Source organism: Citrobacter sp. Cf072 (genome assembly GCF_030334485.1).
In the GTDB taxonomy this organism is placed as follows: Bacteria; Pseudomonadota; Gammaproteobacteria; order Enterobacterales; family Enterobacteriaceae; genus Citrobacter; species Citrobacter freundii.
On sequence record NZ_JAOWDX010000034.1, the window covers coordinates 147,433 to 173,515 of the forward strand.

23 protein-coding genes and 1 pseudogene are annotated in these 26,083 nt (G+C 51.5%); 12 read left to right on the forward strand and 12 right to left on the reverse strand.

Features of this window, described 5'->3' with window-relative positions:
- The first annotated feature begins 51 nt into the window (after positions 1-51).
- Positions 52-1,065 carry a magnesium transporter gene (locus OGX66_RS03555; protein WP_057101813.1) on the forward strand — a complete coding sequence of 338 codons (1,014 nt, stop codon included), beginning with the start codon at positions 52-54 and terminating at the stop codon, positions 1,063-1,065.
- Between the two features lie 38 nt (positions 1,066-1,103).
- Here OGX66_RS03555 and OGX66_RS03560 read toward each other — a convergent pair whose 3' ends face one another.
- Positions 1,104-2,297 carry a BaiN/RdsA family NAD(P)/FAD-dependent oxidoreductase gene (locus tag OGX66_RS03560; protein WP_057101814.1) on the reverse strand — a complete coding sequence of 398 codons (1,194 nt, stop codon included), beginning with the start codon at positions 2,295-2,297 and terminating at the stop codon, positions 1,104-1,106.
- A gap of 229 nt (positions 2,298-2,526) precedes the next feature.
- On the opposite strand from OGX66_RS03560, the gene pitA reads away from it, so the two are divergent.
- Complete coding sequence (gene pitA / locus OGX66_RS03565) at positions 2,527-4,026, forward strand: inorganic phosphate transporter PitA (protein ID WP_003023373.1); 1,500 nt, start codon at positions 2,527-2,529, stop codon at positions 4,024-4,026.
- Between the two features lie 64 nt (positions 4,027-4,090).
- Here pitA and uspB read toward each other — a convergent pair whose 3' ends face one another.
- Complete coding sequence (gene uspB, locus OGX66_RS03570; RefSeq protein ID WP_003023371.1) at positions 4,091-4,426, reverse strand: universal stress protein UspB; 336 nt, start codon at positions 4,424-4,426, stop codon at positions 4,091-4,093.
- A 392-nt stretch (positions 4,427-4,818) separates the two neighbouring features.
- On the opposite strand from uspB, the gene uspA reads away from it, so the two are divergent.
- Both uspA and dtpB read left to right on the forward strand, forming a co-directional pair.
- A complete protein-coding gene (gene uspA, locus OGX66_RS03575) occupies positions 4,819-5,256 on the forward strand; it encodes a universal stress protein UspA (protein ID WP_003023368.1) in 438 nt (145 codons plus the stop codon).
- Positions 5,257-5,537: 281 nt separating this feature from the next.
- Positions 5,538-7,010, forward strand: a complete 1,473-nt coding sequence (dtpB, locus tag OGX66_RS03580; protein WP_270932819.1) for a dipeptide/tripeptide permease DtpB — start codon at positions 5,538-5,540, stop codon at positions 7,008-7,010.
- Between the two features lie 48 nt (positions 7,011-7,058).
- Here dtpB and OGX66_RS03585 read toward each other — a convergent pair whose 3' ends face one another.
- Positions 7,059-7,562, reverse strand: coding sequence for an RrF2 family transcriptional regulator (locus OGX66_RS03585; RefSeq protein ID WP_003023361.1), 504 nt, complete (start codon positions 7,560-7,562; stop codon positions 7,059-7,061).
- A 232-nt stretch (positions 7,563-7,794) separates the two neighbouring features.
- On the opposite strand from OGX66_RS03585, the gene OGX66_RS03590 reads away from it, so the two are divergent.
- Positions 7,795-8,994 (forward strand): NAD(P)/FAD-dependent oxidoreductase, encoded by a 1,200-nt coding sequence (locus OGX66_RS03590; protein ID WP_088902981.1) that lies wholly within the window; start codon positions 7,795-7,797, stop codon positions 8,992-8,994.
- Between the two features lie 105 nt (positions 8,995-9,099).
- Here the strand turns inward: OGX66_RS03590 and rsmJ are convergent, their stop codons facing one another.
- On the reverse strand, positions 9,100-9,849 hold the full coding sequence (gene rsmJ, locus OGX66_RS03595; protein ID WP_088902980.1) for a 16S rRNA (guanine(1516)-N(2))-methyltransferase RsmJ: 750 nt from the start codon (positions 9,847-9,849) through the stop codon (positions 9,100-9,102).
- A gap of 134 nt (positions 9,850-9,983) precedes the next feature.
- Positions 9,984-12,026, reverse strand: coding sequence for an oligopeptidase A (prlC, locus tag OGX66_RS03600; protein WP_088902979.1), 2,043 nt, complete (start codon positions 12,024-12,026; stop codon positions 9,984-9,986).
- Between the two features lie 208 nt (positions 12,027-12,234).
- On the opposite strand from prlC, the gene OGX66_RS03605 reads away from it, so the two are divergent.
- Positions 12,235-13,077 (forward strand): 23S rRNA (adenine(2030)-N(6))-methyltransferase RlmJ, encoded by an 843-nt coding sequence (locus OGX66_RS03605; RefSeq protein WP_003023347.1) that lies wholly within the window; start codon positions 12,235-12,237, stop codon positions 13,075-13,077.
- Positions 13,078-13,181: 104 nt separating this feature from the next.
- Entirely contained in the window at positions 13,182-14,534 is a 1,353-nt protein-coding gene (gorA, locus tag OGX66_RS03610; RefSeq protein ID WP_003837777.1) for a glutathione-disulfide reductase, read from the forward strand.
- A 66-nt stretch (positions 14,535-14,600) separates the two neighbouring features.
- Here gorA and dinQ read toward each other — a convergent pair whose 3' ends face one another.
- Complete coding sequence (gene dinQ, locus OGX66_RS03615) at positions 14,601-14,684, reverse strand: damage-inducible type I toxin DinQ (protein WP_003837776.1); 84 nt, start codon at positions 14,682-14,684, stop codon at positions 14,601-14,603.
- Positions 14,685-14,711: 27 nt separating this feature from the next.
- Here dinQ and OGX66_RS03620 point away from each other — a divergent pair, with 27 nt between their 5' ends.
- Positions 14,712-14,843, forward strand: a complete 132-nt coding sequence (locus tag OGX66_RS03620; protein ID WP_005122496.1) for a hypothetical protein — start codon at positions 14,712-14,714, stop codon at positions 14,841-14,843.
- A gap of 223 nt (positions 14,844-15,066) precedes the next feature.
- On the opposite strand, the gene OGX66_RS03625 is transcribed toward OGX66_RS03620, so the two are convergent.
- Positions 15,067-16,461: a cytochrome-c peroxidase gene (locus OGX66_RS03625; RefSeq protein WP_003837773.1), complete on the reverse strand. Its 1,395-nt coding sequence runs from the start codon at positions 16,459-16,461 to the stop codon at positions 15,067-15,069.
- A gap of 427 nt (positions 16,462-16,888) precedes the next feature.
- Between OGX66_RS03625 and OGX66_RS03630 the strand changes: the two genes are divergently transcribed.
- On the forward strand, positions 16,889-18,538 hold the full coding sequence (locus OGX66_RS03630; RefSeq protein ID WP_003846147.1) for an alpha,alpha-trehalase: 1,650 nt from the start codon (positions 16,889-16,891) through the stop codon (positions 18,536-18,538).
- Positions 18,539-18,565: 27 nt separating this feature from the next.
- Here the strand turns inward: OGX66_RS03630 and OGX66_RS03635 are convergent, their stop codons facing one another.
- Positions 18,566-20,155, reverse strand: a complete 1,590-nt coding sequence (locus tag OGX66_RS03635) for an STY4199 family HEPN domain-containing protein (RefSeq protein WP_286510925.1) — start codon at positions 20,153-20,155, stop codon at positions 18,566-18,568.
- Positions 20,156-20,322: 167 nt separating this feature from the next.
- On the opposite strand from OGX66_RS03635, the pseudogene OGX66_RS03640 reads away from it, so the two are divergent.
- Both OGX66_RS03640 and OGX66_RS03645 read left to right on the forward strand, forming a co-directional pair.
- A pseudogene (locus tag OGX66_RS03640) lies at positions 20,323-20,862 on the forward strand (GNAT family N-acetyltransferase).
- A gap of 86 nt (positions 20,863-20,948) precedes the next feature.
- Positions 20,949-21,299 carry a glycoside hydrolase family protein gene (locus OGX66_RS03645; protein ID WP_016151134.1) on the forward strand — a complete coding sequence of 117 codons (351 nt, stop codon included), beginning with the start codon at positions 20,949-20,951 and terminating at the stop codon, positions 21,297-21,299.
- 18 nt (positions 21,300-21,317) lie between these two features.
- On the opposite strand, the gene OGX66_RS03650 is transcribed toward OGX66_RS03645, so the two are convergent.
- From OGX66_RS03650 to OGX66_RS03665, 4 genes are all read right to left on the reverse strand, one after another.
- Positions 21,318-21,920: a response regulator transcription factor gene (locus OGX66_RS03650; protein ID WP_061549113.1), complete on the reverse strand. Its 603-nt coding sequence runs from the start codon at positions 21,918-21,920 to the stop codon at positions 21,318-21,320.
- Positions 21,921-22,281: 361 nt separating this feature from the next.
- Entirely contained in the window at positions 22,282-23,130 is an 849-nt protein-coding gene (locus OGX66_RS03655; protein ID WP_044700373.1) for an EAL domain-containing protein, read from the reverse strand.
- A 199-nt stretch (positions 23,131-23,329) separates the two neighbouring features.
- Positions 23,330-23,770: a winged helix-turn-helix domain-containing protein gene (locus tag OGX66_RS03660; protein WP_032937221.1), complete on the reverse strand. Its 441-nt coding sequence runs from the start codon at positions 23,768-23,770 to the stop codon at positions 23,330-23,332.
- Between the two features lie 521 nt (positions 23,771-24,291).
- Positions 24,292-25,050, reverse strand: coding sequence for an SDR family NAD(P)-dependent oxidoreductase (locus OGX66_RS03665; RefSeq protein ID WP_046670983.1), 759 nt, complete (start codon positions 25,048-25,050; stop codon positions 24,292-24,294).
- Positions 25,051-25,169: 119 nt separating this feature from the next.
- Between OGX66_RS03665 and OGX66_RS03670 the strand changes: the two genes are divergently transcribed.
- Positions 25,170-26,069, forward strand: a complete 900-nt coding sequence (locus tag OGX66_RS03670; protein WP_003837759.1) for a LysR family transcriptional regulator — start codon at positions 25,170-25,172, stop codon at positions 26,067-26,069.
- Positions 26,070-26,083 lie beyond the last annotated feature (14 nt).

A 26,083-nucleotide genomic window follows, 5' to 3' on the forward strand; every position in this document is an offset into this window, starting at 1 on the left:
CTAACCCTGTCTTGTTCGCCCCTATGAGAGATTTTTATAGGGAATTACACCATGTCATCTATGCCACTCTGCGCCGCTCATCATCCTATGCCGGATTTCAATGGCGACGCTATCGCCCAATATATGCGCACCGATTTTATTACTCTGCCGGACCATCTCAGCGTGAACGGCGCTCGCGAGTACTTTGTCTCCCAACTCACAACGGATGACATCCCAGGCCAGGTCTTTGTTGTGGCTGGAAAAGCGCTGCGCGGGGTGTTATCCATCAAGCGCTTATTGCAGGAAAAAGATACGTCGCTGAACATCAACCATCTTATGGACAGCTGTTTATTTCATGTAAAGCCTGATGATGAACGGGCGCAGGTCGTTGCCGAGTTAGCCGAACGCGAAGTCGATCTGGTTGCTGTCGTTGAGAGAGGTGAGCTGGTCGGTTGTCTGATGGAAAAAGAGATCGCTCATCTACAGGAAGATGATGTTACCGAAGACGTTCAGCTTCAGGGCGCCACGCTACCGCTGGAAAAACCCTATCTGGAAATTAGTCCGTGGACATTGTGGAAAAAACGTTCGGTCTGGCTCCTGCTGCTGTTTGTCGCAGAAGCCTATACCAGCAGCGTGCTTCAGCATTTTGAAGAGGCGCTGGAATCTGCAATTGCCCTGGCCTTTTTTATTCCGCTATTAATTGGTACTGGCGGCAACAGCGGTACGCAGATCACTTCGACGCTGGTACGTTCAATGGCGCTGGGAGAAGTGCGGCTGCGCGATATGGGTCGGGTGATCCGCAAAGAAGTTTCAACTTCGCTGCTGATCGCTCTGACGCTGGGCCTGGCAGGGTGCTTGCGCGCGTGGATGATGGGCATCGGTATGGAAATCACGCTGATCGTCAGCCTGACGCTGGTTTGCATTACGCTGTGGAGCGCCGTGGTGTCATCAGTGATCCCCATGGTGCTCAAGCGTATCGGCATTGATCCCGCCGTGGTTTCAGCCCCGTTTATCGCCACGCTTATCGACGGTACCGGGTTAATTATCTACTTTAAAATCGCCCAGCACTTTCTTGGTCTGAACTAATGATAACGCCCGGCAGCTCAGGTTGTCGGGCGTCACAGTCAGGCTGGCGCTAAATCTTGCGCGCACGCCCAGGCACTCGACCATGCCCACTGGAAGTTATAGCCTCCCAACCAGCCGGTAACGTCCATAACTTCGCCGATAAAATAGAGTCCCGGCACTTTACGTGCTTCCATCGTTCGCGATGAAAGCTCATTGGTATCAACGCCGCCCAGCGTGACTTCAGCGGTACGATACCCTTCTGTACCGTTCGGCTGCACCCGCCAATCGGTCAGCGTCTCAACCAGCGTTTGTTGATCGCGCACGTTAAGCTGTTTCAGCGAGACGTCCGGGATTTGCCCTAACTGCTGTAAACATTCCACCAGCCGTTTTGGCAACTGCATAGCAAGCGTATTCTTTAAGCTCTGATTAGGGTGGGCGCTGCGTTGGTCATCGAGGAAGCTCGCAAGGTCAACATCCGGCAACAAATTAATGCTGACAAATTCGCCTGGCTGCCAAAAACTGGAAATCTGCAGTACGGCCGGACCAGAAAGCCCGCGGTGCGTAAAGAGCAGATTTTCACGAAAAACGGTGCCGTCCTCGGCGGTGATAACAGAGGAGACCGACACGCCAGAGAGCACCTGAAGCTGCTCCAGCAGTGGCTTATGCAACGTAAAGGGCACCAGTCCTGCGCGCGTTGGCAATACGTTCAGACCGAACTGTTCGGCAATTTTATAACCAAACGGCGTCGCGCCCAGCCCCGGCATAGAGAGACCACCAGAGGCAATAACCAGCTTTTTCGTGCCCACGGTCATCCCGTTCAATTCGAGAATGAAATCATCACCCTCTCGCTCGACGCTCAGGACTTCGCTACGTAACCGCATAGTTACGTTACCTTTTTCACACTCGGCCACCAGCATATCGACAATTTGCTGTGCGGAATCATCGCAGAACAGCTGACCCAACGTTTTTTCGTGCCAGGCAATACCGTGTTTGCCCACCAGGTCGATAAAATCCCACTGCGTGTAACGCGCCAGCGCCGATTTGCAAAAATGGGGGTTTTGGCTCAAATAGGCGGCAGGCTCGACATAAAGATTGGTAAAGTTGCAGCGTCCCCCGCCAGACATGAGAATCTTACGCCCCGGCTTTTTACCATTATCAATCAGCAGTACGCGACTACCTGCTTGTCCTGCCTGCGCGGCACAAAACATACCCGCTGCGCCAGCGCCTATAATAACGGTATCAAACCTTTCCACGTTGCGATCCTCTCTAAAAAGCGGGTATGAATTGTAAAGATTCCTCAGTGGTCGCACCAGCACCAAACTACCGATAAAGGGTATTTAACTGAAATATATAGGATAATTCTTTAGTGGTGTAAAACAAAGCAGGAGACAAATCAAAAAAACTCTATATTTCACTTTGCCCGCGCCGCCAAAGTCACTGATAATGCGCCGCGTTCATGTCCTCAAAATGGCGTAACGTCCTATGCTACATTTGTTTGCTGGCCTGGATTTACATACCGGGCTTTTACTATTGCTTGCTCTGGCTTTTGTGCTGTTCTACGAAGCGATTAACGGCTTCCATGATACAGCCAATGCTGTCGCAACCGTGATCTATACCCGTGCAATGCGTTCGCAATTGGCGGTGGTCATGGCTGCGGTGTTCAACTTCTTTGGTGTTTTGCTGGGCGGTCTCAGCGTGGCATATGCCATCGTGCATATGCTGCCAACGGATCTGCTGCTCAATATGGGATCGTCACATGGCCTCGCCATGGTGTTCTCCATGCTGCTGGCGGCAATTATCTGGAACCTGGGTACCTGGTACTTTGGTTTGCCTGCATCCAGCTCCCACACGCTAATTGGCGCCATTATCGGTATTGGTTTAACCAATGCGCTGATGACCGGCACTTCTGTGGTAGATGCACTTAACATTCCGAAAGTTATCGGTATTTTTGCCTCGCTTATCATCTCGCCAATTGTTGGTCTGGTGGTTGCAGGCGGTCTTATTTTCATTCTGCGTCGCTACTGGAGCGGTACAAAAAAACGTGCCCGTATCCACCTGACGCCAGCAGAACGTGAAAAGAAAGACGGTAAGAAAAAGCCGCCGTTCTGGACGCGTATTGCACTGATCCTCTCCGCTATCGGCGTGGCGTTCTCTCATGGCGCTAACGACGGGCAGAAAGGCATTGGTCTGGTGATGCTGGTGCTGATTGGCGTAGCGCCTGCGGGCTTCGTGGTGAATATGAATGCTTCCGGTTACGAGATTACCCGTACCCGTGATGCCATCAATAACGTCGAAGTCTTCTTCCAGCAGCGTCCTGACCTGCTTAAACAGGCTACAGGCGTAGACCAGTTGATTCCGTCCCCGACGGACGCGGCACCAGCGACGACGACAGAGTTCCATTGCCACCCGGCGAATACCATCAACGCGCTGGAACGTGCGAAAGGTATGCTGGCGAACCTGGAAACCTACGACAAGTTAAGCGTCGAACAGCGTGGTCAGCTGCGTCGCATTATGCTCTGCATCTCTGATACCACCGATAAAGTGGTTAAGCTGCCTGGCGTAAGCACTGACGATCAGCGTCTGCTGAAGAAACTGAAAGCTGACATGCTGAGCACCATTGAGTACGCGCCTATCTGGATCATTATGGCCGTCGCACTGGCGCTGGGCATTGGTACCATGATCGGCTGGCGTCGCGTAGCCACCACCATTGGTGAGAAAATCGGTAAGAAAGGCATGACCTATGCCCAGGGGATGTCGGCACAGATGACCGCCGCAGTCTCTATCGGTCTCGCCAGTTACACCGGTATGCCCGTTTCCACCACCCACGTTCTCTCCTCTTCCGTTGCGGGGACGATGGTTGTTGATGGCGGCGGTTTACAGCGTAAAACGGTGACCAGCATTCTGATGGCCTGGGTCTTCACCCTGCCAGCCGCAATTCTTCTTTCCGGCGGGCTTTACTGGCTCTCTCTGAAGCTTATCTAAGCGAATGCACGGTAAAAAAGCGGGTCAGTTTTCTGACCCGCTTTTTTTGTATCTGTCGTTGGCATCAGTGCCAGATAATCAGCGCAACCATGCTGATTAGCACCAGGCCACATAGCGCGCTGGTGAGGATGAACTGACCGCGAACCCGCTCACAGCGGCGAATAAACTCATCATCATGATGATCGCGGTAACGCTGAGCGTAGATATACCACACCAGACGCATCTGCTTGTTCGGTTGCCCATGCGAGGTAAAAAAGCCCCCACCATCTACATACTGGTAAAGCAATGGATCGCAACCACGAAGTACCACTAACAGTGCGCGTAACGAAGAAAAATAGCGCGCCATATTAACAATGCAAACGACACATAAAGCCCAGAACAATGCAATGGTGCTTATCATACCTCCTCCCCGGCGACCCGCCCACGGAACTCCTTTCCGGGACTACCGCTCCCCGATACCCTGCCAAACCATTCAGTGAAGAGTACAGCCGAACCGTTCGTATTAGTATCACGCATCCGAACGCCTCTCTAGATAGTGTAGGAGATTAGTTAATTTTTTTGCCAGAAGGTTAATCGCTATCAATGCAATTAACTAAAAAATTTGTTTAACTGCTTGGCAAGCAAGGCGGATTGACGGATTATCCTGGTCGCTATAATGTAAGGATAGTCCTTATATGGTACGTTTTTACGACTGGGCTAGCCCCGCGCGCAAGGTTCGCAGGATGCGGATGACGCGGCGGCAGGTAAACGCCAGCAGGCTAGTCATCGACAACTTATGGAAGGAGTAACACTATGGCTTATAAACACATTCTTATCGCGGTTGATCTTTCTCCGGAAAGCAAAGTTCTGGTTGAAAAAGCGGTCTCTATGGCGCGGCCTTACAATGCTAAAGTCTCCCTTATCCACGTTGACGTAAACTATTCCGACCTGTACACCGGGCTTATCGACGTGAATCTGGGCGACATGCAGAAACGCATTTCTGAAGAAACCCACCACGCGCTAACCGAGCTTTCCACCAACGCAGGCTACCCTATCACCGAAACCCTGAGCGGTAGCGGCGACCTGGGCCAGGTTCTGGTTGATGCCATCAAAAAATACGACATGGATCTGGTCGTTTGTGGTCACCACCAGGATTTCTGGAGCAAGCTAATGTCCTCCGCGCGCCAACTGATCAACACTGTCCACGTCGACATGCTGATTGTTCCGCTGCGTGACGACGAAGAAGCATAAAACGCTGGCCGTCGGGAGATAACCCGACGCGCTACAAGTCGTTAAGCCTGTAAACGCCCGCCTTTGCGGGCGTTTTTGTTTTTATCATTCAGACACAATTAGTACATCAACCCAACAAATAAATCATAATTAGTGTGATCAACTAATTGGATCGAAAACTATCTCTATAATACTCTACTCCTGCGGCCAATAACCGCAGTCTATAACAAAATAAGACTTTTTCGGCGCGTTTAAGCATACGCGTTCATACTTTTCGGGATGGCTTTGAAAGGCGATGGAATATGAATAAAACTGCACCTACGGGCTTGCTGCAGCAACCTCGTCCGTTCTTCATGATCTTCTTTGTGGAATTATGGGAACGATTTGGCTATTACGGCGTTCAGGGCATCCTGGCGGTATTTTTTGTTAAGCAGCTCGGTTTTTCGCAGGAACAGGCATTTGTCACCTTTGGTGCATTTGCCGCGCTGGTCTACGGCCTGATCTCGATCGGCGGCTACGTCGGCGACCATCTGTTAGGTACCAAGCGCACGCTGGTACTCGGCGCCATTGTGCTGGCGATCGGCTACTTCATGACCGGGATGTCACTGCTTAAGCCCGACCTGATTTTTATTGCTTTGGGTACCATTGCCGTCGGTAATGGGCTGTTTAAAGCCAACCCGGCAAGCCTGCTGTCAAAATGCTATCCACCGAAAGACGCCCGTCTGGACGGTGCTTTCACCCTGTTTTATATGTCGATTAACATCGGTTCACTGCTGTCGTTGTCGCTGGCACCGGTGATTGCCGATAAGTTTGGCTATGCGGTGACCTATAATCTGTGCGGGGCCGGGCTTATTGTCGCGCTGTTGGTCTACTTTGCCTGCCGTGGAATGGTGAAGAATATCGGTTCAGAGCCGGACCATAAGCCGCTGAATTTCCGTAATCTATTCTGCGTGCTGGGCGGAACGGTAGTGATGGTATTTATCTGCGCCTGGCTGATGCACAACGTGCAGATTGCCAACCTGGTGCTGATCGTCCTGTCAATTGCCGTGACGATCATCTTCTTCCGTCAGGCCTTCAAACTGGATAAAACCGGGCGCAACAAAATGTTCGTGGCCTTTATCCTGATGCTGGAAGCGGTGGTGTTCTACGTCCTGTACGCGCAGATGCCAACTTCACTGAACTTCTTTGCTATCAATAACGTGCACCATGAAATTCTTGGTTTCGCCATCAACCCGGTAAGCTTCCAGGCGCTGAACCCGTTCTGGGTGGTACTGGCGAGTCCGGTACTGGCCGCAATCTATACCCGTCTGGGCAACAAAGGTAAAGACCTGACCATGCCGATGAAGTTTACGCTCGGTATGTTCCTGTGCTCGCTGGGTTTCCTGACCGCCGCTGCAGCCGGAATGTGGTTTGCCGATGCGCAGGGGCTGACGTCGCCGTGGTTTATCGTGCTGGTGTATCTGTTCCAGAGCCTGGGTGAACTGCTGATTAGCGCCCTGGGGCTGGCTATGGTCGCCGCTCTCGTGCCACAACACCTGATGGGCTTTATCCTCGGGATGTGGTTCCTGACCCAGGCAGCAGCCTTCCTGATGGGGGGTTATGTCGCGACATTCACCGCCGTACCAGAGAACATCACCGACCCGCTGCAAACGCTGCCTATCTATACCAACGTCTTCAGTAAGATTGGTCTGGTGACCCTGGCCGTAACGGTGGTGATGGCGATTATGGTGCCATGGCTGAACCGCATGATTAATACGTCGAGCACCGAGCAATAACCTTCAGTGCCGGATGGCGGCTATTGCCCTATCCGGCATTTTCACTCACTACCCTTTACGCGCGTCTATCCACTCCTGCACTTCCACCACAAAGGTGTCCGGCGCTTTGCGGTACATTTTGCGCGCCAAGTCCAGAATCGTATGCTGGCCGAGCGCTTCTTCCATCCGCTGCTGAGCCATGTCCATTACCGAACGCACACCACAAATGCCTTCACAGGCCCACTCTGGTGGATGCTCCTCAAATACCGCCAACCGCTGGCGAATTTCACGACATTCAAAGATGCGCTTATCACCATCAATAGCATTCACCACATCCAGCACAGTGATGTGTTCAGCAGGTTTAGCTAACTGGAAACCACCGCCCTTGCCTTCAATGCTGCGCACCAGACCCGCTTTGGACAGACGGGTGAAAATTTTTGCCAGATAGTCATATGGCACACTTTGCAGTTCGGCAATTTCCCGCACGCTCATATCCCTCGCGTCGCCCTTACTATCGACCATACACATCAGGCTATGAATGCCGTACTCAACCCCAGAACTGTAGAATGCCATTCTCTTATCTCAGTCAAAATTAATCTGAGTTTATTGTAGCTTTTTCGTTTCACTCATTCCAGACAGCAAAGTAACCCCTCTTCACAATAAAAATTTAAATACATATTTATCAAATAGATAATAAAAAACCCTCACCCTTTGAAGCAAAAAGGATCTCGATCGCATTGCAATTCTTAACTACGACAAATAAAATCCGAGTAAATAATTCGTAGTCACCAGTGAGAAAACCCCAATGCGTAAACAAATTCTGATCGTGGGCGCCGGCTTTGCCGGTATGTGGGCAGCATTAAGCGCCGCACGACTGGCGGATAAACATCAGCAGGCCATTGATATTACAGTAATTGCGCCACAGCCAGAGCTGCGTGTCCGCCCACGTTTTTATGAAAGCGCCGTTCATACGCTGGTCGCACCACTGCAACCGCTGTTTGACGTTACCGGCGTCAACTTCCTGCAAGGTCACGTCGAGCAAATCCTCCCGGACTCTAAAGAGGTGAGCTGGAAAGATGCCAACGGTGACATTCATCTGCGCCGCTACGACCGCCTGGTGCTTGCCAGCGGAAGTCACGTAAACCGCGACACCGTCACCGGTGCCGCCGAGCACGCGTTTGACCTCGACCAACTTGAGAGCGCCGCCGTACTGGAGCAGCACATTAACGATCTGGCATTACAACCGGAAAGTGAGGCTCGCAATACGGTAGTGGTCTGCGGCGGCGGATTTACCGGCATTGAAATGGCGCTGGAATTACCAGGTCGTTTGCGCGAAATATTGGGCGCTGATGCTAAGACCAGAGTTGTCGTAGTTGAGCGCGGCGCTCAACCGGGCGGACGCTGGAGCCAGGAATTACGCGACGTGATTATCGAAGCCTCTGCTGAACTGGGCGTTGAATGGTTGGTCAATGCGGAAGTCGAAAGCGTTGATGCCTGCGGCGTAACGCTGAAAGATGGACAGGTGATTTCTTCCCAGACAGTTATCTGGACCGTCGGCGTTCAGGCTAATAGCCTGACAGCACAGATTAACGCCCCGCGCGATCGCCAGGGCCGTCTGCATGTCAATGCCAATCTACAGGTTGTGGGTCACGATGATATCTACGCCACTGGCGATGTAGCCTACGCCGCCACCGACGACAAAGGCAATCATGCGCTGATGACCTGCCAGCACGCGATTTTGTTGGGTAAATTTGCCGGTAATAACGCCGCGGCAGACCTGTTAAACATAACACCACTGCCATATCGTCAGGAAAACTACGTCACCTGCCTGGATCTCGGTGCCTGGGGTGCGGTGTATAGCGAAGGATGGGATCAGCAGGTGAAACTGACGCGTGCAGAAGCGAAGAAGCTGAAGGTGTCGATTGTCAGCGAGCTGATTTACCCGCCGAAGGCGGACCGCGCGGTAGCGTTTGAGATTGCCGATCCGCTGGCACCGTTTGTTTAACCCGTGATGCCGGATGCGGCTACCGCCTTATCCGGCCTACTAACGGCACTGAGCTGTAGACCCGATAAGCGTAGCGCCATCGGGCACTATTGCTAACCATCTGGCCTATGCCGTTCCCGCATAAATATCGAACCGATGCCCTTTTGTAACTACCGCGTTCGGCGTTGCCACGTCGGCCAGCGGCGGCGCGTAGTCCGGACGTTTCACCACCACTCGTTTGGTGGCTAACTGACGAGCAGGCTCCAGCAGCCCATCCGCATCCAGATCCGGCCCCACCAGCGACTGAAACACACGCATCTCTTTTTTCACCAGCGCGCTTTTCTGCTTATGCGGGAACATCGGGTCGAGGTACACCACCTGCGGGCGCGGTGTGATATCGGTTAACGCCGTCAGGCTCGACGCGTGAATCAACTGCAAACGCTCCTGCAGCCACAGACCGATTTCCGGGTCGGCATACCCGCGCGCCAGGCCATCGTCAAGCAGCGCAGCAACCACCGGGTTTCGTTCCAGCATTCGTACGCGACAGCCTACCGAGGCCAGTACAAACGCATCGCGCCCCAGCCCTGCGGTTGCATCGACCACATCCGGCAGGTAATCGCCTTTAATGCCGACCGCCTTCGCCACCGCTTCACCACGGCCACCGCCAAATTTGCGCCGATGGGCCATCGCACCGCCCGCGAAATCCACGAAGATACCGCCGAGTTTAGGTTCGTCACGTTTGCGCAGTTCCAGATGTGCTGTCGTCATCACCAGCGCCATCAGGTTATCTTCATCGTGTTCCAGTCCCCAGCGGGCGGCCAGAACAGATAAGGCGCCGTCTCCGGCGCCTGTTTCATCAATTAAGCAGATTTTCAATTCCGCTTTACCCTAAATAATTCGAGTTGCATCAAGACAACAAGTGAAGGAATCCCTGGGAACGTACAAATAGTACGTGACCAGGGTGAGTGAGCGCAGTTGCCGAAGAGGCAGCTTGAAGTATGACGGGTAAATCAGCCTTTAATCCCGTAATGCTCCAGCATCGCATCCAGCTGTGGCTCGCGGCCACGGAAGCGTTTGAACAGTTCCATCGGCTCTTCAGAACCGCCACGGGTGAGGATGTTATCGAGGAACGATTGTCCGGTTTGACGGTTGAAAATCCCTTCATCTTCGAAGCGAGAGAAGGCATCTGCCGCCAGCACGTCGGCCCACAGATAGCTGTAGTAACCCGCCGCGTAGCCACCAGCAAAAATGTGGCTGAAGGCATGCGGGAAGCGGCCCCAGGTTGGGCCCGGCACCACGGCGACCTGTTTCTTGATTTCGGCCAGTGTGTCGAGGATTTTCGCCCCTTGCTGCGGGTTAAATTCCGCGTGCAGACGGAAATCAAACAGACCGAACTCCAGTTGACGCAGAATAAACAGCGCCGCCTGGTAGTTTTTCGCCGCCAGCATTTTATCCAGCAGTTCCTTCGGCAACGGTTCGCCGGTTTCATAATGGCCGGAGATAAACGCCAACGCTTGTGGCTCCCAGCACCAGTTTTCCATAAACTGGCTCGGCAGTTCGACCGCATCCCATGGCACACCGTTGATACCGGAAACGCCCGCGGTTTCGATACGGGTCAGCATATGGTGCAGACCGTGGCCGAACTCGTGGAACAGGGTAATCACTTCATCGTGGGTAAACAGCGCAGGTTTACCGTTCACCGGACGGTTAAAGTTACAGGTCAGGTAGGCAACCGGTTTTTGCAACGTGCCGTCACTTTTACGCATCTGGCCGACGCAGTCATCCATCCACGCCCCGCCGCGTTTATGTTCACGGGCATACAGGTCGAGGTAGAAGCTGCCGCGCAGCTCGTTGTTTTCGTCATACAACTCGAAGAAACGAACTTCCGGATGCCAGACGTCAACATCGGTGCGCTCTTTGGCAATGATGCCATAAATACGTTTAACCACTTCAAACAGACCGTTAACGGCTTTGTTCTCCGGGAAATAAGGACGCAGTTGCTCGTCGCTGATACTGTAGAGATGCTGTTTTTGTTTCTCGCTGTAGTAAGCGATATCCCACGGCTGCAACTCATCAACACCAAATTTCGCTTTCGCGAAGGCGCGCAGTTGAGCCAGCTCTTTCTCCCCCTGCGGACGGGCGCGTTTCGCCAGATCGGTCAGGAAGTCGAGGACCTGCTGCGGGTTTTCCGCCATTTTGGTCGCCAGAGATTTAAAGGCGTAGCTTTCAAAGCCCAGCAGCTGTGCCAGTTCGTGGCGCAGCGCGAGGATCTCTTCCATTATCGGGCTGTTATCCCATTTGCCAGCGTTCGGCCCCTGGTCAGACGCGCGGGTGGAGTAAGCGCGATACATCTCTTCACGCAGTCCCTGGTTGTCACAGTAGGTCATCACCGGCAGGTAGCTTGGGATATCCAGCGTTAACAGATAGCCTGCCTGCTCTTTGGCTTCCGCCTGGGCCTTCGCCGCAGCCAGCGCGCTTTCCGGCATACCAGCCAGCTCAGCTTCATCGGTGACTAACTTCGTCCAGCCCATCGTGGCATCAAGGACGTTATTGCTGTACAAGTTGCCGAGCTCAGACAGACGGGTGGCGATTTCACCATAGCGCTGCTGTTTTTCCTTCGGCAGACCGATACCAGAAAGCTCAAAATCGCGCAGCGCGTTATCGACCGCTTTTTTCTGCGCGGTACTCAGGGTGGCGTAATGATCGCCATCACGCAGGTCGCGGTACGCTTTGTACAGGCCTTCATGTTGTCCAACCCAGGTGCTGTATTCAGACAGCAGCGGCAGCGTTTGTTCGTAGGCTTCGCGCAGTTCCGGGCTGTTTTTCACCGAGTTCAGGTGGCTAACAGGAGAGAAAATACGCCCCAGCACATCGTCAACTTCCGCCAACGGCTGGCAGAGATTTTCCCAGGTGTACGGCGCGCCCTGCGCAACCACTCGCTCAACGTTTTCGCGGCAATCGTTCAGCGCCTTAGTGACGGCAGGCACGACATGCTCAGGCTGAATTTTAGAAAACGGCGGCAGTTCGAAGGGAGTCAGCAATGGATTGGTCATTAGCGCGGTCCTGTTGAAAAGAGTGAATGAAGCGCGTATCCGGCGCTGTGCATATTAATTTGTACAATGGGGTTAAGTGTAGAGGATTTCAATGCTAACCGTGACGGAAAGACGCCCGGTGGTGCTGCGCTTACCGGGCCTACGGGTAATCTGTGCCGATCTGCTGTAAACTGTGGCAAATCGTCATTTCAGCGGAATTTCATTACCCATGCTCAGTTATCGCCACAGTTATCACGCAGGCAACCACGCCGACGTCCTGAAACACACCGTCCAGAGCCTGATCATTGAATCGCTCAAAGAGAAAGAAAAACCGTTTCTCTATCTGGACACCCATGCTGGCGCTGGCCGTTATCAGCTGAGCAGTGAGCATGCCGAACGTACCGGTGAATATCTGGAAGGGATCGCCCGTATCTGGCAGCAGGACGATTTGCCTGCCGAACTGGAACCCTACATTGGCGTAGTGCAACATTTCAACCGTAGCGGTCAGTTGCGCTACTACCCGGGCTCTCCGTTAATTGCTCGCCAGCTGCTGCGCGAACAGGATAGCCTGCAATTAACTGAACTGCACCCGAGCGACTTTCCCCTGCTGCGCGGCGAATTCCAGAAAGATGAGCGCGCACGCGTGGCCAAAGCCGATGGTTATCAGCAGCTGAAAGCAAAATTGCCGCCGGTTTCACGTCGTGGGCTGATCCTTATCGATCCACCCTACGAAATCAAAAGCGACTACCAGGCGGTGGTCACCGGTATTAACGAAGGCTACAAGCGTTTCGCGACCGGCACCTATGCGCTGTGGTATCCGGTGGTTCTGCGCCAGCAAATCAAGCGCATGATCCACGATCTCGAAGACACCGGCATCCGCAAAATTCTGCAAATTGAACTGGCGGTGCGCCCGGACAGCGATCAGCGCGGTATGACAGCGTCTGGCATGATTGTGATTAACCCGCCGTGGAAGCTGGAGCAGCAGATGAACAACGTTCTGCCGTGGTTGCACAGCAAACTGGTTCCGGCAGGAACCGGTCATACCTCGGTAAGCTGGATCGTGCCGGAGTAATCGCAGCCATCGGTGGAACCTTTTAATATCAGGTATACAATCGCGAATATTTTGGCGGATGGCGTAACGCTTCTCCGCCCTACAATGAACATGAAGGAGCGGTCATGACCAAGCACTATGATTACATCGCTATTGGCGGCGGCAGCGGCGGTATTGCCTCCATTAACCGTGCAGCAATGTACGGCCAGAAATGCGCACTGATTGAAGCCAAAGAGTTAGGCGGAACCTGCGTTAACGTGGGCTGCGTACCAAAGAAAGTGATGTGGCATGCCGCCCAGGTTCGCGAAGCGATCCACATGTACGGCCCGGATTACGGTTTCGACACCACCATCAATAAGTTCGACTGGGATAAACTGATCGCCACGCGTACCGCTTATATCGATCGTATTCATACCTCGTATGACAATGTGCTGGGCAAAAATAATGTCGATGTGATTAAAGGTTTTGCCCGCTTTGTGGATGCCAAAACCATTGAAGTGAACGGTGAAACCATTACTGCCGATCATATTTTGATTGCTACCGGCGGTCGCCCGAGCCATCCGAACATTCCGGGTGTGGAATACGGGATCGACTCCGATGGCTTCTTTGAGCTGCCCGCACTGCCGAAGCGCGTTGCGGTCGTCGGCGCAGGTTACATCGCCGTTGAGCTGGCAGGCGTGATTAACGGCCTGGGTGCCCAAACGCATCTGTTCGTGCGTAAACACGCGCCGCTACGCAGCTTCGACCCGATGATCGTCGACACGCTGGTTGAGGTGATGAACGCCGAAGGCCCGACTCTGCATACTCACGCGATTCCGAAAGCGGTCGTTAAAAACGCTGACGGCAGCCTGACCCTGCAACTGGAAGATGGTCGTAGCGAAACGGTAGATTGCCTGATTTGGGCAATTGGTCGTGAACCAGCCACCGATAACTTCAACCTGGCAGTTACTGGCGTGAAAACCAACGAAAAAGGCTACATCGTCGTTGATAAATATCAGAACACCAGCGTGCCGGGAATTTATGCCGTCGGCGATAACACCGGTGCCGTTGAGCTGACGCCGGTTGCTGTTGCCGCGGGCCGTCGCCTGTCTGAGCGTCTGTTTAACAACAAACCGGACGAACATCTGGACTACAGCAATATCCCGACCGTGGTCTTCAGCCATCCGCCAATTGGCACCGTCGGCCTGACCGAGCAGCAGGCTCGCGAACAGCACGGCGATGACCAGGTAAAAGTGTATAAATCATCGTTTACCGCGATGTATACCGCTGTCACTTCACATCGTCAGCCGTGCCGCATGAAGCTGGTTTGCGTCGGTCCGGAAGAGAAGATTGTCGGTATTCACGGTATTGGTTTTGGAATGGATGAAATGCTGCAAGGCTTCGCGGTCGCACTGAAAATGGGCGCAACCAAGAAAGACTTTGATAACACCGTTGCGATTCACCCAACGGCAGCAGAAGAGTTCGTTACCATGCGTTAATCGCACTTCATGAGTGTTAAAGGGCAAAGAGGGGTTAGCTCTTTGCCCTTAGTTACGTTTCCGCTATCAGTTCAAAAGTTGCAGCAGATAGCGGATCAGCTCCAGCAACGCAATTAACGCTCCCAGAACGATGATTGCTTTATCAATCACCCGTTTTCTCCATCAGGTGGAGTGAGAATGCACCCGCTTACTCATCCATTGCCTGTCACGGGGCATGCTCCATTGTTAGATGATAACTATCTCACCCCGGCCAGAGCATCGGCCAACGGCACCACCCGTTTCGCCGATCAGGACTTAGAAAGCGTTTAGCGCGCGTCCGGAAGGGATAAGTTACAGAGCTAACTGGATAAGTATACAGTTCTTTTAATCGTAACTGCCAGCGCATTCTTGCAATAGCACCGTTAAGGTAATAGGATTGAAGCGTTAGATGATAACTATCTCACTTCGGCCAGAGCCACCAACTCGGGCTGAAGCGTAAAAAAACCGACGTGAAGTCGGTTTTTTTACGTCCGAATCAGGACCAGGGCAAAGTCTATTTACCCTGCATATATGGCGTATACACGCCGTTTAAGCTTTCGAGGAACGCCACGATATCGTCGATATCTTCCTGCGGCAGTTCTTTACCCACCTGATAACGCAGCATCAGTTTTACCGCACCGTCGAGCGTAGGCACATCACCTCGATGGAAATAAGGCGCGGTCAGCGCAACGTTACGCAAGCCAGGGACTTTTTGACGCAGCTTGTCACGTAATTCATTAGTGACGTTCATGCGGCCAATATCTGCAGCAGTGACCTCGCCGAAATTAAAGTCCTTTTTCAAACCCAATGGCTCAAATGAACGCCCGCCTAAAATAATACCGCCATGACAGGTCGCGCACTTATTATCTTTAAACAACTGATAGCCATGTTTCTGCTGGGCAGTTAACGCCGCTTCATCGCCGCGTAGCCATTTATCAAACGGCGAATTTGGCGTAATTAGCGTTTTCTCAAACTCAGCAATCGCATCGGTAATATTATCTCCGCTGAATCCCTGCGGATAAACCGCGATAAACTCTTGTTTGAGTTGCGGATCTTTATCCAGTTTCTGAATAATTTCATCCCAGGATTTAGACGCCATCTCGATAGGGTTCAACGGCGGGCCGCCTGCCTGCGCCTGCAATGTTGGTGCTCGACCATCCCAGAATTGTTCCACGTTGAAGACAGAGTTAAATACCGTCGGCGCGTTGATAGGACCAACCGCGCCGCCTACGCCGATTGACGTTTTGCGACCATCTACGCCGCCCGCATTCAGGGCATGGCAGTGCGCGCAAGAAATCGTGCTGTCACCGGAAATACGCGGGTCGTGGTAAAGCGTAAAGCCTAGCGCCACTTTGCGGGCATCGGTCGGAATGCTTTCCGGTATCGGCTGCACAGGCTCGTTACGATGCTGCGCGGCGGTATCGTTACTGGCGTAATACTGCTCGCGCTGTTTCGCAATCCAGCCCAGGATCTCTGCTCGCTCCGTATCGCTTACCTTGCCGGCCCAGTGCAGTGCGGTATAACGCGTCGGCGGCATGGTGTCGTACTGCATCACCCATTCAATTTTATTCAGGTCGCTTTGCGAAACGGGTTTATCTGCGACCAGCGCCGCACGAACGGCCTCAAGATTGAATGATTTGTATCCCAGTTGAATATCGTAATTCATCAACTGCTTAGCGACAGGAAAAGAAGAATAGAAAGGTAATTCAGCTGAAGGCGTGTGACAATAATCGCATCCTTTTTCGCGTAAAAAACCTAATACTTTATTATTTTCTTCCAGCGTAGAGGCCTGAACATCTGCCTGTTTACTACGTTGATTATCGTGATACCACACATAACCGGATAATCCAAAATAACAAATCACGACGCCAGCTATGGCAATCGCGGTAAGACGGGTAATGATTTTCATTATTTTACCCTCACCGTTGTGAGTTATTGTGACCCAGAAAAATTAGAATAATGAGTGCATAGTCTTTATCAGACTTAACCATCATAGAAAGTAAGGGATTTATTATTTTGATAAGTATCAAGCAATTACATGGGGGATAACTATCGATAGAATAGCCTGTGCCTATTACGGAGATAAGCCGTTATGGTTTTCCGTTCACAACTCGTTGCAATCGAATGTTCTGAAAATGAAATATCTTCAGGTCACGCAGAATTATGAATTCTTCATTATATTCATTGGGATAGTCTTATTTTCTAAATAATATGCAGCACTAAAACGTGATCAACCGCACGCTTTACTCACCAGACACCGAAGCGAATGTCTACGCTTAACTGACGACCGGGCAATAGCCTTAATCTTTCAACGTCCATCGGAGGTCTTTCTCATTATGCTCAACCAGAAACTACCCCACGCCCCTTCAGAAGAAATGACGATCGATATCGATCTGCTTTATGAAATGGATCCGTGCGAGTTAAAGCTGGATGAAATGATTGAGGCAGAGCCTGAGCCGGAGATGATTGAAGGGCTGCCCGCCTCAGATGCGTTAACCCCGGCCGATCGTTACCTTGAGCTGTTCGAACACGTCCAGTCGTCGAAACTGTTTGCCGATAGCAAAACCTTCCCCGACTGTGCGCCCAAAATGGATCCGCTGGATATTTTGATCCGTTATCGCAAGGTCAAACGCCACCGCGACTTTGATCTGCGACGTTTCGTCGAGAACCATTTCTGGCTACCGGAAACGCCCTCCAGTGAATATGTGTCCGATCCGGCAAGCTCGCTGAAAGAGCATATCGATCAACTGTGGCCTGTGCTTACGCGCGAGCCGCAGGATCACATTCCCTGGTCCTCGCTGCTGGCGTTACCGCAGTCATATATTGTGCCCGGTGGACGTTTTAGCGAAACCTACTACTGGGATTCCTACTTTACCATGCTGGGTCTGGCAGAGAGCGGCCGCGAAGATCTGCTGAAGTGTATGGCGGATAACTTTGCCTGGATGATTGAAAACTATGGTCACATCCCCAACGGTAACCGTACCTACTACCTGAGCCGTTCGCAGCCACCGGTTTTTGCGCTGATGGTGGAACTGTTTGAAGAAGATGGCGTGCGCGGCGCGCGTCGCTACCTTGAACATCTAAAAATGGAATACGCATTCTGGATGGATGGCGCCGATTCCCTGGTGCTCAACCAGGCCTACCGTCACGTGATCAGAATGTCGGACGGCTCTCTGCTCAACCGCTATTGGGACGATCGTGATACCCCGCGTGATGAATCATGGCTTGAAGACGTTGAGACCGCCAAGCATTCGGGTCGTCCACCCAATGAGGTGTATCGGGATTTGCGCGCGGGCGCGGCCTCTGGCTGGGATTATTCCTCGCGCTGGCTACGCGATGCAGGCCGCCTTGCCAGCATACGCACCACGCAGTTCATCCCGATTGATCTGAACGCATTCCTCTACAAGCTGGAAAGCACTATCGCCAATATTTCCGCGCTGAAAGGCGACAAAGAAACGGAAGCGCAGTTTCGCCAGAAAGCCAGTGACCGTCGCGATGCGGTAAACCGCTATCTGTGGGACGATGAAAACGGCTGCTATCGCGATTACGACTGGCGGCGCGAACAAATGGCCCTGTTCTCTGCCGCCAGTATTGTGCCGCTATATGTCGGTATGGCAACACATGAACAAGCCGACCGGCTTGCTAACGCGGTTCGCAGTCGCCTGCTCACGCCCGGTGGTATTTTAGCCACGGAGCATGAAACTGGGGAACAGTGGGATAAACCGAACGGCTGGGCGCCGCTGCAGTGGATGGCGATCCAGGGCTTCAAACTGTACGGTGACGACCATCTCGGGGATGAAATCGCCCGTAACTGGTTGAAAACGGTGAATCTCTTTTATCAGGAACACCACAAGCTTATCGAAAAATACCACATAGCCGACGCAGCGCCGCGCGAAGGCGGCGGCGGGGAATATCCGTTGCAGGACGGCTTTGGCTGGACCAATGGCGTGGTGCGCCGACTCATCGGTTTGTATGGCGAACCCTAGCGGTTGACGGTCTGATTCATCAGGATGTCAGTTAATCGCATCGTACAACTCGGCGTGAATTTTCTGCCATTTCTTGTTCTCAGGGCTTGGCTGGGCGCGAACACGCAGCTCGGCCTGCTCAAGATTATATTGCTGACGCGCAACGACCGCAGGCACCGAACAAAAACTTTGCAGATAACTTTTATGCAGCGATGTGAGTGACGCCCCATTCGACATCGCATGGCTGAGCGTAGTCATAAACTGTCGGCATGGTTTGCTTTCATCCATCTGCGAAGGGTAACGCAGCAGCAGTCTCAACACCTCGGTATTGCCCGCTGAGAACGCCTGCTCCGTCCACGCCAGCTTCCAGTCCATCCCACCCTGCAGGAACAGTGACGTCACGCGGGTGTCATTGCGATCGATAGCCGCCCGCATGTTAAAGGCATCCCAGGTGATACCCATTCGGGTCACCGCCTCCCGCGCGCTGGGGGCGTCACGTCGCGGTTCCTCCTGCACAATTTCAACGGATTGTCCGGATGACGCCAGTGGCGCTGGCGAAGTGAATAACCAGAACGCACCCAGCGAAATCGCCAGCACCATCACGCCGACTGCTACCCACAACATGCCGGAAATCAGCTGTTCACGTTCTTCCGCCGAGCGTTTGGCCAGCTTCTCCGGCGGATCAATACTGTCTGCGATTTCATGCTTATCGCCTCCTGCTTGCTCGTCTTTTTGCTTTGCCGTTTCCCAAAACTGGCGGAGCATGGACTCATCAGATTCCAGATACGACGCAGGATTAATGCGCGTACGTCGTTCTTCAAACGCCCGTTGCACAGGATGAGTTATCTGCCGGTACTGGTAGTCCAGCAACAGCAATTGTACTGAGGTTAGCGGTTGTTGCGCGATAACACAGTTACGAGCCAGGCGGCAATCATCCAAAAACATGCGTAGCGTGATGCGCGGCTCAACAAACGACATCAGCACCGAGGTATCGTTAAAAATCTGTGTAAAGTGGCGAACAAATAATTTCTTATCGACGACCATCAGTGCCAGCTCGCTAAACATCATACCGTCCAGCGCATCTCGTCCTTCGCCCAACTTTAGCCAGCGACGCAGACGTTCACCGCCAAAGTGCTGTTTCAGAAAGCTGTTGAGAGGATGTTGATCCGGCCATACCCGCGCAATCAGGGATTTGAGGGTTAATTCTATTGCGCGAAGTTGACGCTGCGCCCGCATCTGAGCATCCGGCTCTACAGGTGTAATTTCGGTTTGATACTTCAGGATGGGTTGTTGCTGGCGTAATTGTTCCAGAGAGGCCACAAAGCGCAGCGCTGAAATCAGCTGGTTTTCACTGACGTCCTGGCCATTTTCATATTGGGGTACACTCTGTTGAAGATGGCGTAGCCGCAGAGTGAACTGGCTCAATTGCGCATCATTCATCTGCAACCGTCTGGCGACAGCCCCCCAGCCGCCCAGATTCAGTCGTGCCTGATCCAGTTGTTCGAGAAACCACCGAGGGTCTTTGCCTTCTGTGACATGTACGCCTAACAGCAGTAATATTTCTATCGACGCCTGACGGATAATCCCCAGACAATGTTCAAAGGGTGTACATGTCGCTTGTAACGCGCTATTGGTCATCATCTTCCCTAAAAGGACCCAAAACGTGCGGCCTCATCATGGTATGTAATTATCTTTTTTAAACGCAACGTTGTGCCGATGTAGACTAAAACACATTCATATAGCAAATAAATAAGTTTTACAGTGACTTCCGCACAATCATTGAAAATTATTCTGGAGATAAGCCTGTGCCTGTATTGCAAACATCACGTCTGCTCTGCCGCCCACTGACAGAAAATGACTGGACGTTCTTCTTAACGCTACAGCAGAATCCAGATGTGATGCGCTTTGTCGCTGACACGCGTACTGAAGAGGAGATACGGACAGTCTTCAACTCCCGCCTGCCTGAATGGTCTCCCGGCAGCCCGCACTGGCTATGTCTGGTCCTGTGCGATAAGGCATCGGGAGCACCGCTTGGAGTGACTGGATATATTCATGAAAACAATGAATGTGCCGAGGTCGGTTTTCTGCTCGCCCCTGAAGCGCAGGGGAAAGGTTATGGTACTTAATCTCTGCATGCAGTTTGCGATTTTGCATTTACCACCGGAGGGCTACGCCGGCTTACGGCTTGCGTCACCGCAGGAAACGAAGCCTCACGGCGTCTGTTGGAAAAGGTCGGGTTCATTCACGAAGGCACGCTGCGGGAAAGCTACTGGTTGCATCAAACCTGGAATGATGACTGGATTTTCGGCCTGTTAAAACACGACTATCAGCCACCCGCAGCATAAGACGTTTTGCTGAAAAAACTGGCTGTATGACAACTGGCGTAACGGAGGCGGTTTCTTAAAATAGGTCTCTTTGTACAGAGATGAATATGCCACTCCATTCAACGTATTTCACGCCCGCCTGTGTTGCATTTATTAAACAATGGCAAGGCCTGTCACTGGAAAAGTATCAGGACAAAAATGGTGTCTGGGTGATTGGCTACGGGCACGAAATCACATCCGATGAAAGCTTTCCTGCGCCTGTTTCGGTAACGCAGGCAGAAACACTACTGCTCGCGGATCTGGAAATCTGCGAGGAATTCATACACCAGAAAATGCCGCAAATAAAAGAAAGGTTTCAACAGGAAGCGTTAATTGCGTGGATGCTCAGCGTGGGGATAAGCCGGTTTTGTGCTGCAGAATTCTGCTCGGGGGTTATTTCACAGCCAGAAACGTTCTGACTGTGAAATATTCGCCCGTTAAATTGCGTCGTTTAACATCATTGCCGCCTGCGTACGGTTTTTTACCTCGAGGCGCTGATACAGCGATTCAAGATGGGCTTTGACCGTTCCGGTGCTGATATTTAACAATCGACCAATTTGTTTATTTGATTCTCCGGCGGCAAGCATAGTCAGAATCTCTCGCTGGCGCGCACTAAGCGATCTGATATTTTGCCCGCTGTTCTCGGGGGTTGTCATACAATCTCTGGGGATAAATATCATTCCCATTGCAATGCTATTGAGAGCCAGCGTGAAGGTTTCCGCGTCAGAGTCGCGTGGAACAATGGCCAGCACATTCAATTGCGTAACCTCCTGCAGCCATTTTTTACGGCAGTCCGTTGCTGTTACCAGCACTTTTACTGTCGAAAAGCGTTGCGCTATCTGCTGTAGCAAGTTACGGCAGAACTCAGCGTCCTGGTCGCCATCCAGCATTATCAGTGCATCAGGGGTGTCTTCCAGTTTCTGCCAAAGGTCATCTGCCTGACTGACACCCTGAACATCCACTCCTGGAATACGCTCTTGTAAACTTACATTCATTCCATGAATAAATATCGACTGCCTGTCAAACATTATTACCTGCATTACTTATCTCCGTCTGAATAAGATACTAGCCTTAACACGCGGAAGGGTATTACCCGAGGGGTAAAATAAGAAGTCACCATTTGGCGGGGGCCATTTTACCGATAGACGGAGAAGAAAAAAGTAGAAATCGCAAATAGTTACAGCTCAAACCAAATAATCACACAAAGGGACAAAAGTTGCGCTAAACATTAAGGAAATCCTTAATATCCAATACTCAAAACCAGCTTATCAATATTAATTTTTTGGAGTCTATATTTTCTAATAAAAATAAGGAACTCACAGTAACAGACAAATATGTTACAAAATAAAATGTCGCATTAATTGATCATCACCTGTGGTTTCCCCAGGCAGTATTGCTGTATCAATCGACACTAAAGGTTGCGGGCGATTGCATCACTCCGATCAGATCTTCAAGTGGAACGGGTCTGCATAAATAATACCCTTGTAAAAAATCACAGCGTTTCATGCGCAGATAATCGGCCTGAACCTGAGTCTCAACACCCTCGGCAATCATTCGCAGACCCATCTTCTGCGCCAGCTCAATAAGCGTATCGACAATGCGGGTATCGCCCCCCTCACCAATCTGGCTGACAAACAGTTTATCTATCTTAATAAACTCCGGTTCCAGCGCGTGGAGGTAACACAGATTCGAGTATCCCGTCCCGAAATCATCTAACGCTACGGCGATATTGGATTTTCTCAACGCGGCAAACCACTCGCTTAGCTGAGGGGTAAAGTGCAGAGGGCGTCTTTCGGTAATTTCGATAACCAGTTGAACCTGAACCGGGGCAAGCTTTTGCATGAGCGCCACGACGTCCGACTCAAAGCGCGGATCGAGGCAGTTTTCGGGGCTCAGATTTAGGTTAAGGTAAAGTCCATTTGGGAAAAGGGGGAGCCGCGACTGCAGGTCGGCAATGACTTGCTGAATAAGTTGATGCGTCAGCGAGGCGATAAGACCATGCTCTTCCGCAAGGGGAATAAATATATCAGGGGGAATAGCGCCATACTGGGGATGCGTCCACCTAGCGAGAACCTCAATACCTGCAATTTCACCCGTCTGGCTGTTAAAAATGGGTTGATACACCGGTTGGAACTGCCGTTGAAGAATGGCTGCATTCAACGTTTTTACCGGTGCACAGGTGAGGAAACGGGCCAGTAATTCGCTGGCGTCAGAGAATAATATCGGGAGTTGCCTGGTTGTGGTAATCATCACGAGCCTCAAGCGTGCGGCGGCCTATTGAGGGCAACCGCACAGCAATCATCAGAACCTGACCCAATCGCCCTGGCCGTTATTGGTATCTATCGAACAATAACGTTATTTAGCGAAAATACATTGAAAATAAAAAGTAAAGATAACGATAAAAAAAGCCCCTCGCACTGCATGCTCAGGGCAAATACCTGGGTTGACATCACTCACTCAGGTTATCTATTTTCTCCCTTTTTTTGACAGCATGAGTTGGGAGTTCGCTCACTTTGTAATAAACGGGAATGACATCAGGATAATTGATGACATAACCCTGACCTCTTATATTAAGGATAAAATCCCTGGGTAACCCCAGCAGGCCAAGTTTATTATTAAGATTGTGCAGGACTTGCCATAATCTTTGCGCAGAGGGGCTCAGATTATGCGCTTCCCAGATTTTCTCAAATAATTCTTCTTTCGGTACCGGCTGGCTCCTGGCATTTATTAATAAATACAGGAAAAGCCTGAGCATTGTTTCATTAAAGTAAATTGACGCAAAAACGATGTTTTTCTCGGTATGGCTACCAGTAAGCCGATACAGTCGGCGATTAGAAATGTCAAAATGAATTTCAGCACCAATCATAAATCCATATAGACGATAGCCCATATCTTATACCCACGTTAAATGAAGACGAACATGCACCTCTACATATAAGCGTTGAGATAATCCATACCGTTTGTATGGTGGATTATATGACTGCTATAAATGCTTTCCAATCTTCATCCCAATCTACTATGAGGAAGCGGTCGTTTAGTATTCGTTTATGGTAGATTTGAGGTTATAAATGAAATTCACGATTTATTATTCTTCCTATGCGAAATTTTTAGCACATAGGCCATGTTTTCACATACGCGATCGAACGCTCAATTTTTAATGTCGAATTTTTAACATTTCAAAGAATTAAATTCTGAATCTGTGGGGGATGGGGAAGTGATCATGGTTTCTTCTGAGACAAATCCGCTGTCGAAGAAAAATGAGTTATTCAGAAAGTTTATCCCGGATTTCTTTCGGCACCGCGATCGCTGAATTAGATTGCAGGTAATATCGGTAACGCCACCAGCTATATTTTTACCTGGAGTGGCGCACCGGTTTTCTATTGCTCAAAAGCTGAATAAGATACGAGCGATTTACAGGAACATTCCGCCCGATACTTCGATACGCTGCGCTGTCATCCAGGCCAGCTCATCACTGAGCAACGCGGCAATCGCGTCGCCAATATCATCCGGCAAGCCCGCGCGTCCCAGCGCCGTTTGCGATGCCACATATGCATTCAGCTCTTTATTATCCCGCAGTCGACCGCCGCCAAAATCGGTTTCAATCGCCCCAGGCGCGATGATATTTACTGAAATACCCCGCTCTCCCAGTTCTTTCGCCTGATAACGCGTCAGTACTTCCATCGCCCCTTTCATTGAGGCATAGGCGGCATACCCTGGCAGTGCAAAACGCGCCAGTCCCGATGAAACATTCAGGATCCTGCCGCCATTCTGGATCAACGGCAACAGACGTTGGGTCAGGAAGAAGGGGCCCTTAAAGTGAATGTTCACTAATTGATCAAACATCGCTTCGGAGGTATCGGCAAAAGCGCCATACAGACCAATTCCGGCATTGTTCACTAAATAATCAAACGCCTCACGATTCCACATGCTCTTCAGCTGCGCTTGTACCTCATGGGTAAAGGACTCAAAGCCAGACACATCGCTGACATTCAGTTGTATTGCCGCAGCTTTTCTGCCTTTTTGCTCAATTTCAGCAACTACATCCAGCGCCGCCTGCTGCTGGCTGTTGTAGGTAAAGATAATGTCCGTTCCTCTGTCAGCCAGCTTAAGTGCGGCGTTTTTACCGAGCCCACGACTACCACCAGTCACTAATGCGATACGTTGCGTCATAAGAAACCTCATTTCCGACGTTATGATGATTGAGATAAAGCTTATTAGGTGATAGAAAAACAATAAATGTCGTCTGTTGCGCATTACTGTTTCATTTGGAACAACAATAGGGCATAAGAATGGATAAAATTCACGCAATGCAGTTGTTCATCCGCGTCGCAGAACTGGAGAGCTTTTCGCGTGCGGCAGACACACTTGGTCTTCCTAAAGGTAGCGTATCTCGCCAAATCCAGGCCCTGGAAAATCATCTGGGCACGCAGTTGTTGCACCGCACTACCCGCCGCGTTCAGCTCACACAAGACGGTATGATCTATTACGAACGCGCAAAAGATTTGTTGAGCAATCTGGATGAGCTGGATGGACTATTTCATCACGATCCGTCCAGCATCAGCGGCAAGCTGCGCGTCGATATGCCGGTTGGCGTGGCGAGAAATCTGGTGATGCCCCGCTTACCCACTTTCTTGCATCAGTATCCCGGCCTTGAGCTCGAACTCAGCAGCAGCGACCGCCTGGTGGATCTGGTCCGCGAAGGTTTCGACTGTGTGGTACGCGTAGGCACGCTGAAAGATTCAGGGCTGATTGCGCGCCCACTGGGGAAACTCACGCAGATTAACTGCGCCAGCCCGCAGTACCTCGCCCGCTTTGGTTATCCGGAAAGCCTGGAGGATTTAGCTTCACATGCAGTGGTGCACTACTCGGTCAATTTGGGAACGCGTGCGCAAGGCTTCGAAGTGGCGACAGAAAACGGCACGCAATGGGTTAAAACCGGCGGCATGCTAACGGTAAACAGTACCGAAACCTATCACGCGGCATGCCTTGCCGGTCTGGGCATTATTCAGGTACCGCGCGTTGGCGTGCGTGATGCCCTGCGCGCCGGTACGCTGGTCGAAGTGTTGCCGCAATATCGCGCCGAGCCAATGCCGGTCTCTTTGCTTTATCCGCATCGACGCAACCTCTCTCGTCGGGTACATCTGTTTATGGAATGGCTGACTGGCGTGATGAAAGACTATGTGGACTGACAAGCTATACTGTC

Bases quoted from the DNA above. Each gene is read 5' to 3' on its own strand.
- OGX66_RS03655 (WP_044700373.1), bottom strand. From the start codon at position 23,130: ATGATTACCACAACCAGGCAACTCCCGATATTATTCTCTGACGCCAGC.
- OGX66_RS03650 (WP_061549113.1), bottom strand. From the start codon at position 21,920: ATGCAGGTAATAATGTTTGACAGGCAGTCGATATTTATTCATGGAATG.
- OGX66_RS03590 (WP_088902981.1), top strand. From the start codon at position 7,795: ATGCGTAAACAAATTCTGATCGTGGGCGCCGGCTTTGCCGGTATGTGG.
- OGX66_RS03620 (WP_005122496.1), top strand. From the start codon at position 14,712: ATGCACCCGCTTACTCATCCATTGCCTGTCACGGGGCATGCTCCATTG.
- OGX66_RS03660 (WP_032937221.1), bottom strand. From the start codon at position 23,770: ATGGGCTATCGTCTATATGGATTTATGATTGGTGCTGAAATTCATTTT.
- gorA (WP_003837777.1), top strand. From the start codon at position 13,182: ATGACCAAGCACTATGATTACATCGCTATTGGCGGCGGCAGCGGCGGT.
- OGX66_RS03625 (WP_003837773.1), bottom strand. From the start codon at position 16,461: ATGAAAATCATTACCCGTCTTACCGCGATTGCCATAGCTGGCGTCGTG.
- OGX66_RS03555 (WP_057101813.1), top strand. From the start codon at position 52: ATGTCATCTATGCCACTCTGCGCCGCTCATCATCCTATGCCGGATTTC.
- prlC (WP_088902979.1), bottom strand. From the start codon at position 12,026: ATGACCAATCCATTGCTGACTCCCTTCGAACTGCCGCCGTTTTCTAAA.
- OGX66_RS03645 (WP_016151134.1), top strand. From the start codon at position 20,949: ATGCCACTCCATTCAACGTATTTCACGCCCGCCTGTGTTGCATTTATT.
- OGX66_RS03665 (WP_046670983.1), bottom strand. From the start codon at position 25,050: ATGACGCAACGTATCGCATTAGTGACTGGTGGTAGTCGTGGGCTCGGT.
- uspB (WP_003023371.1), bottom strand. From the start codon at position 4,426: ATGATAAGCACCATTGCATTGTTCTGGGCTTTATGTGTCGTTTGCATT.
- uspA (WP_003023368.1), top strand. From the start codon at position 4,819: ATGGCTTATAAACACATTCTTATCGCGGTTGATCTTTCTCCGGAAAGC.
- OGX66_RS03605 (WP_003023347.1), top strand. From the start codon at position 12,235: ATGCTCAGTTATCGCCACAGTTATCACGCAGGCAACCACGCCGACGTC.
- OGX66_RS03585 (WP_003023361.1), bottom strand. From the start codon at position 7,562: ATGGCATTCTACAGTTCTGGGGTTGAGTACGGCATTCATAGCCTGATG.
- dtpB (WP_270932819.1), top strand. From the start codon at position 5,538: ATGAATAAAACTGCACCTACGGGCTTGCTGCAGCAACCTCGTCCGTTC.
- OGX66_RS03670 (WP_003837759.1), top strand. From the start codon at position 25,170: ATGGATAAAATTCACGCAATGCAGTTGTTCATCCGCGTCGCAGAACTG.
- OGX66_RS03635 (WP_286510925.1), bottom strand. From the start codon at position 20,155: ATGACCAATAGCGCGTTACAAGCGACATGTACACCCTTTGAACATTGT.
- OGX66_RS03630 (WP_003846147.1), top strand. From the start codon at position 16,889: ATGCTCAACCAGAAACTACCCCACGCCCCTTCAGAAGAAATGACGATC.
- pitA (WP_003023373.1), top strand. From the start codon at position 2,527: ATGCTACATTTGTTTGCTGGCCTGGATTTACATACCGGGCTTTTACTA.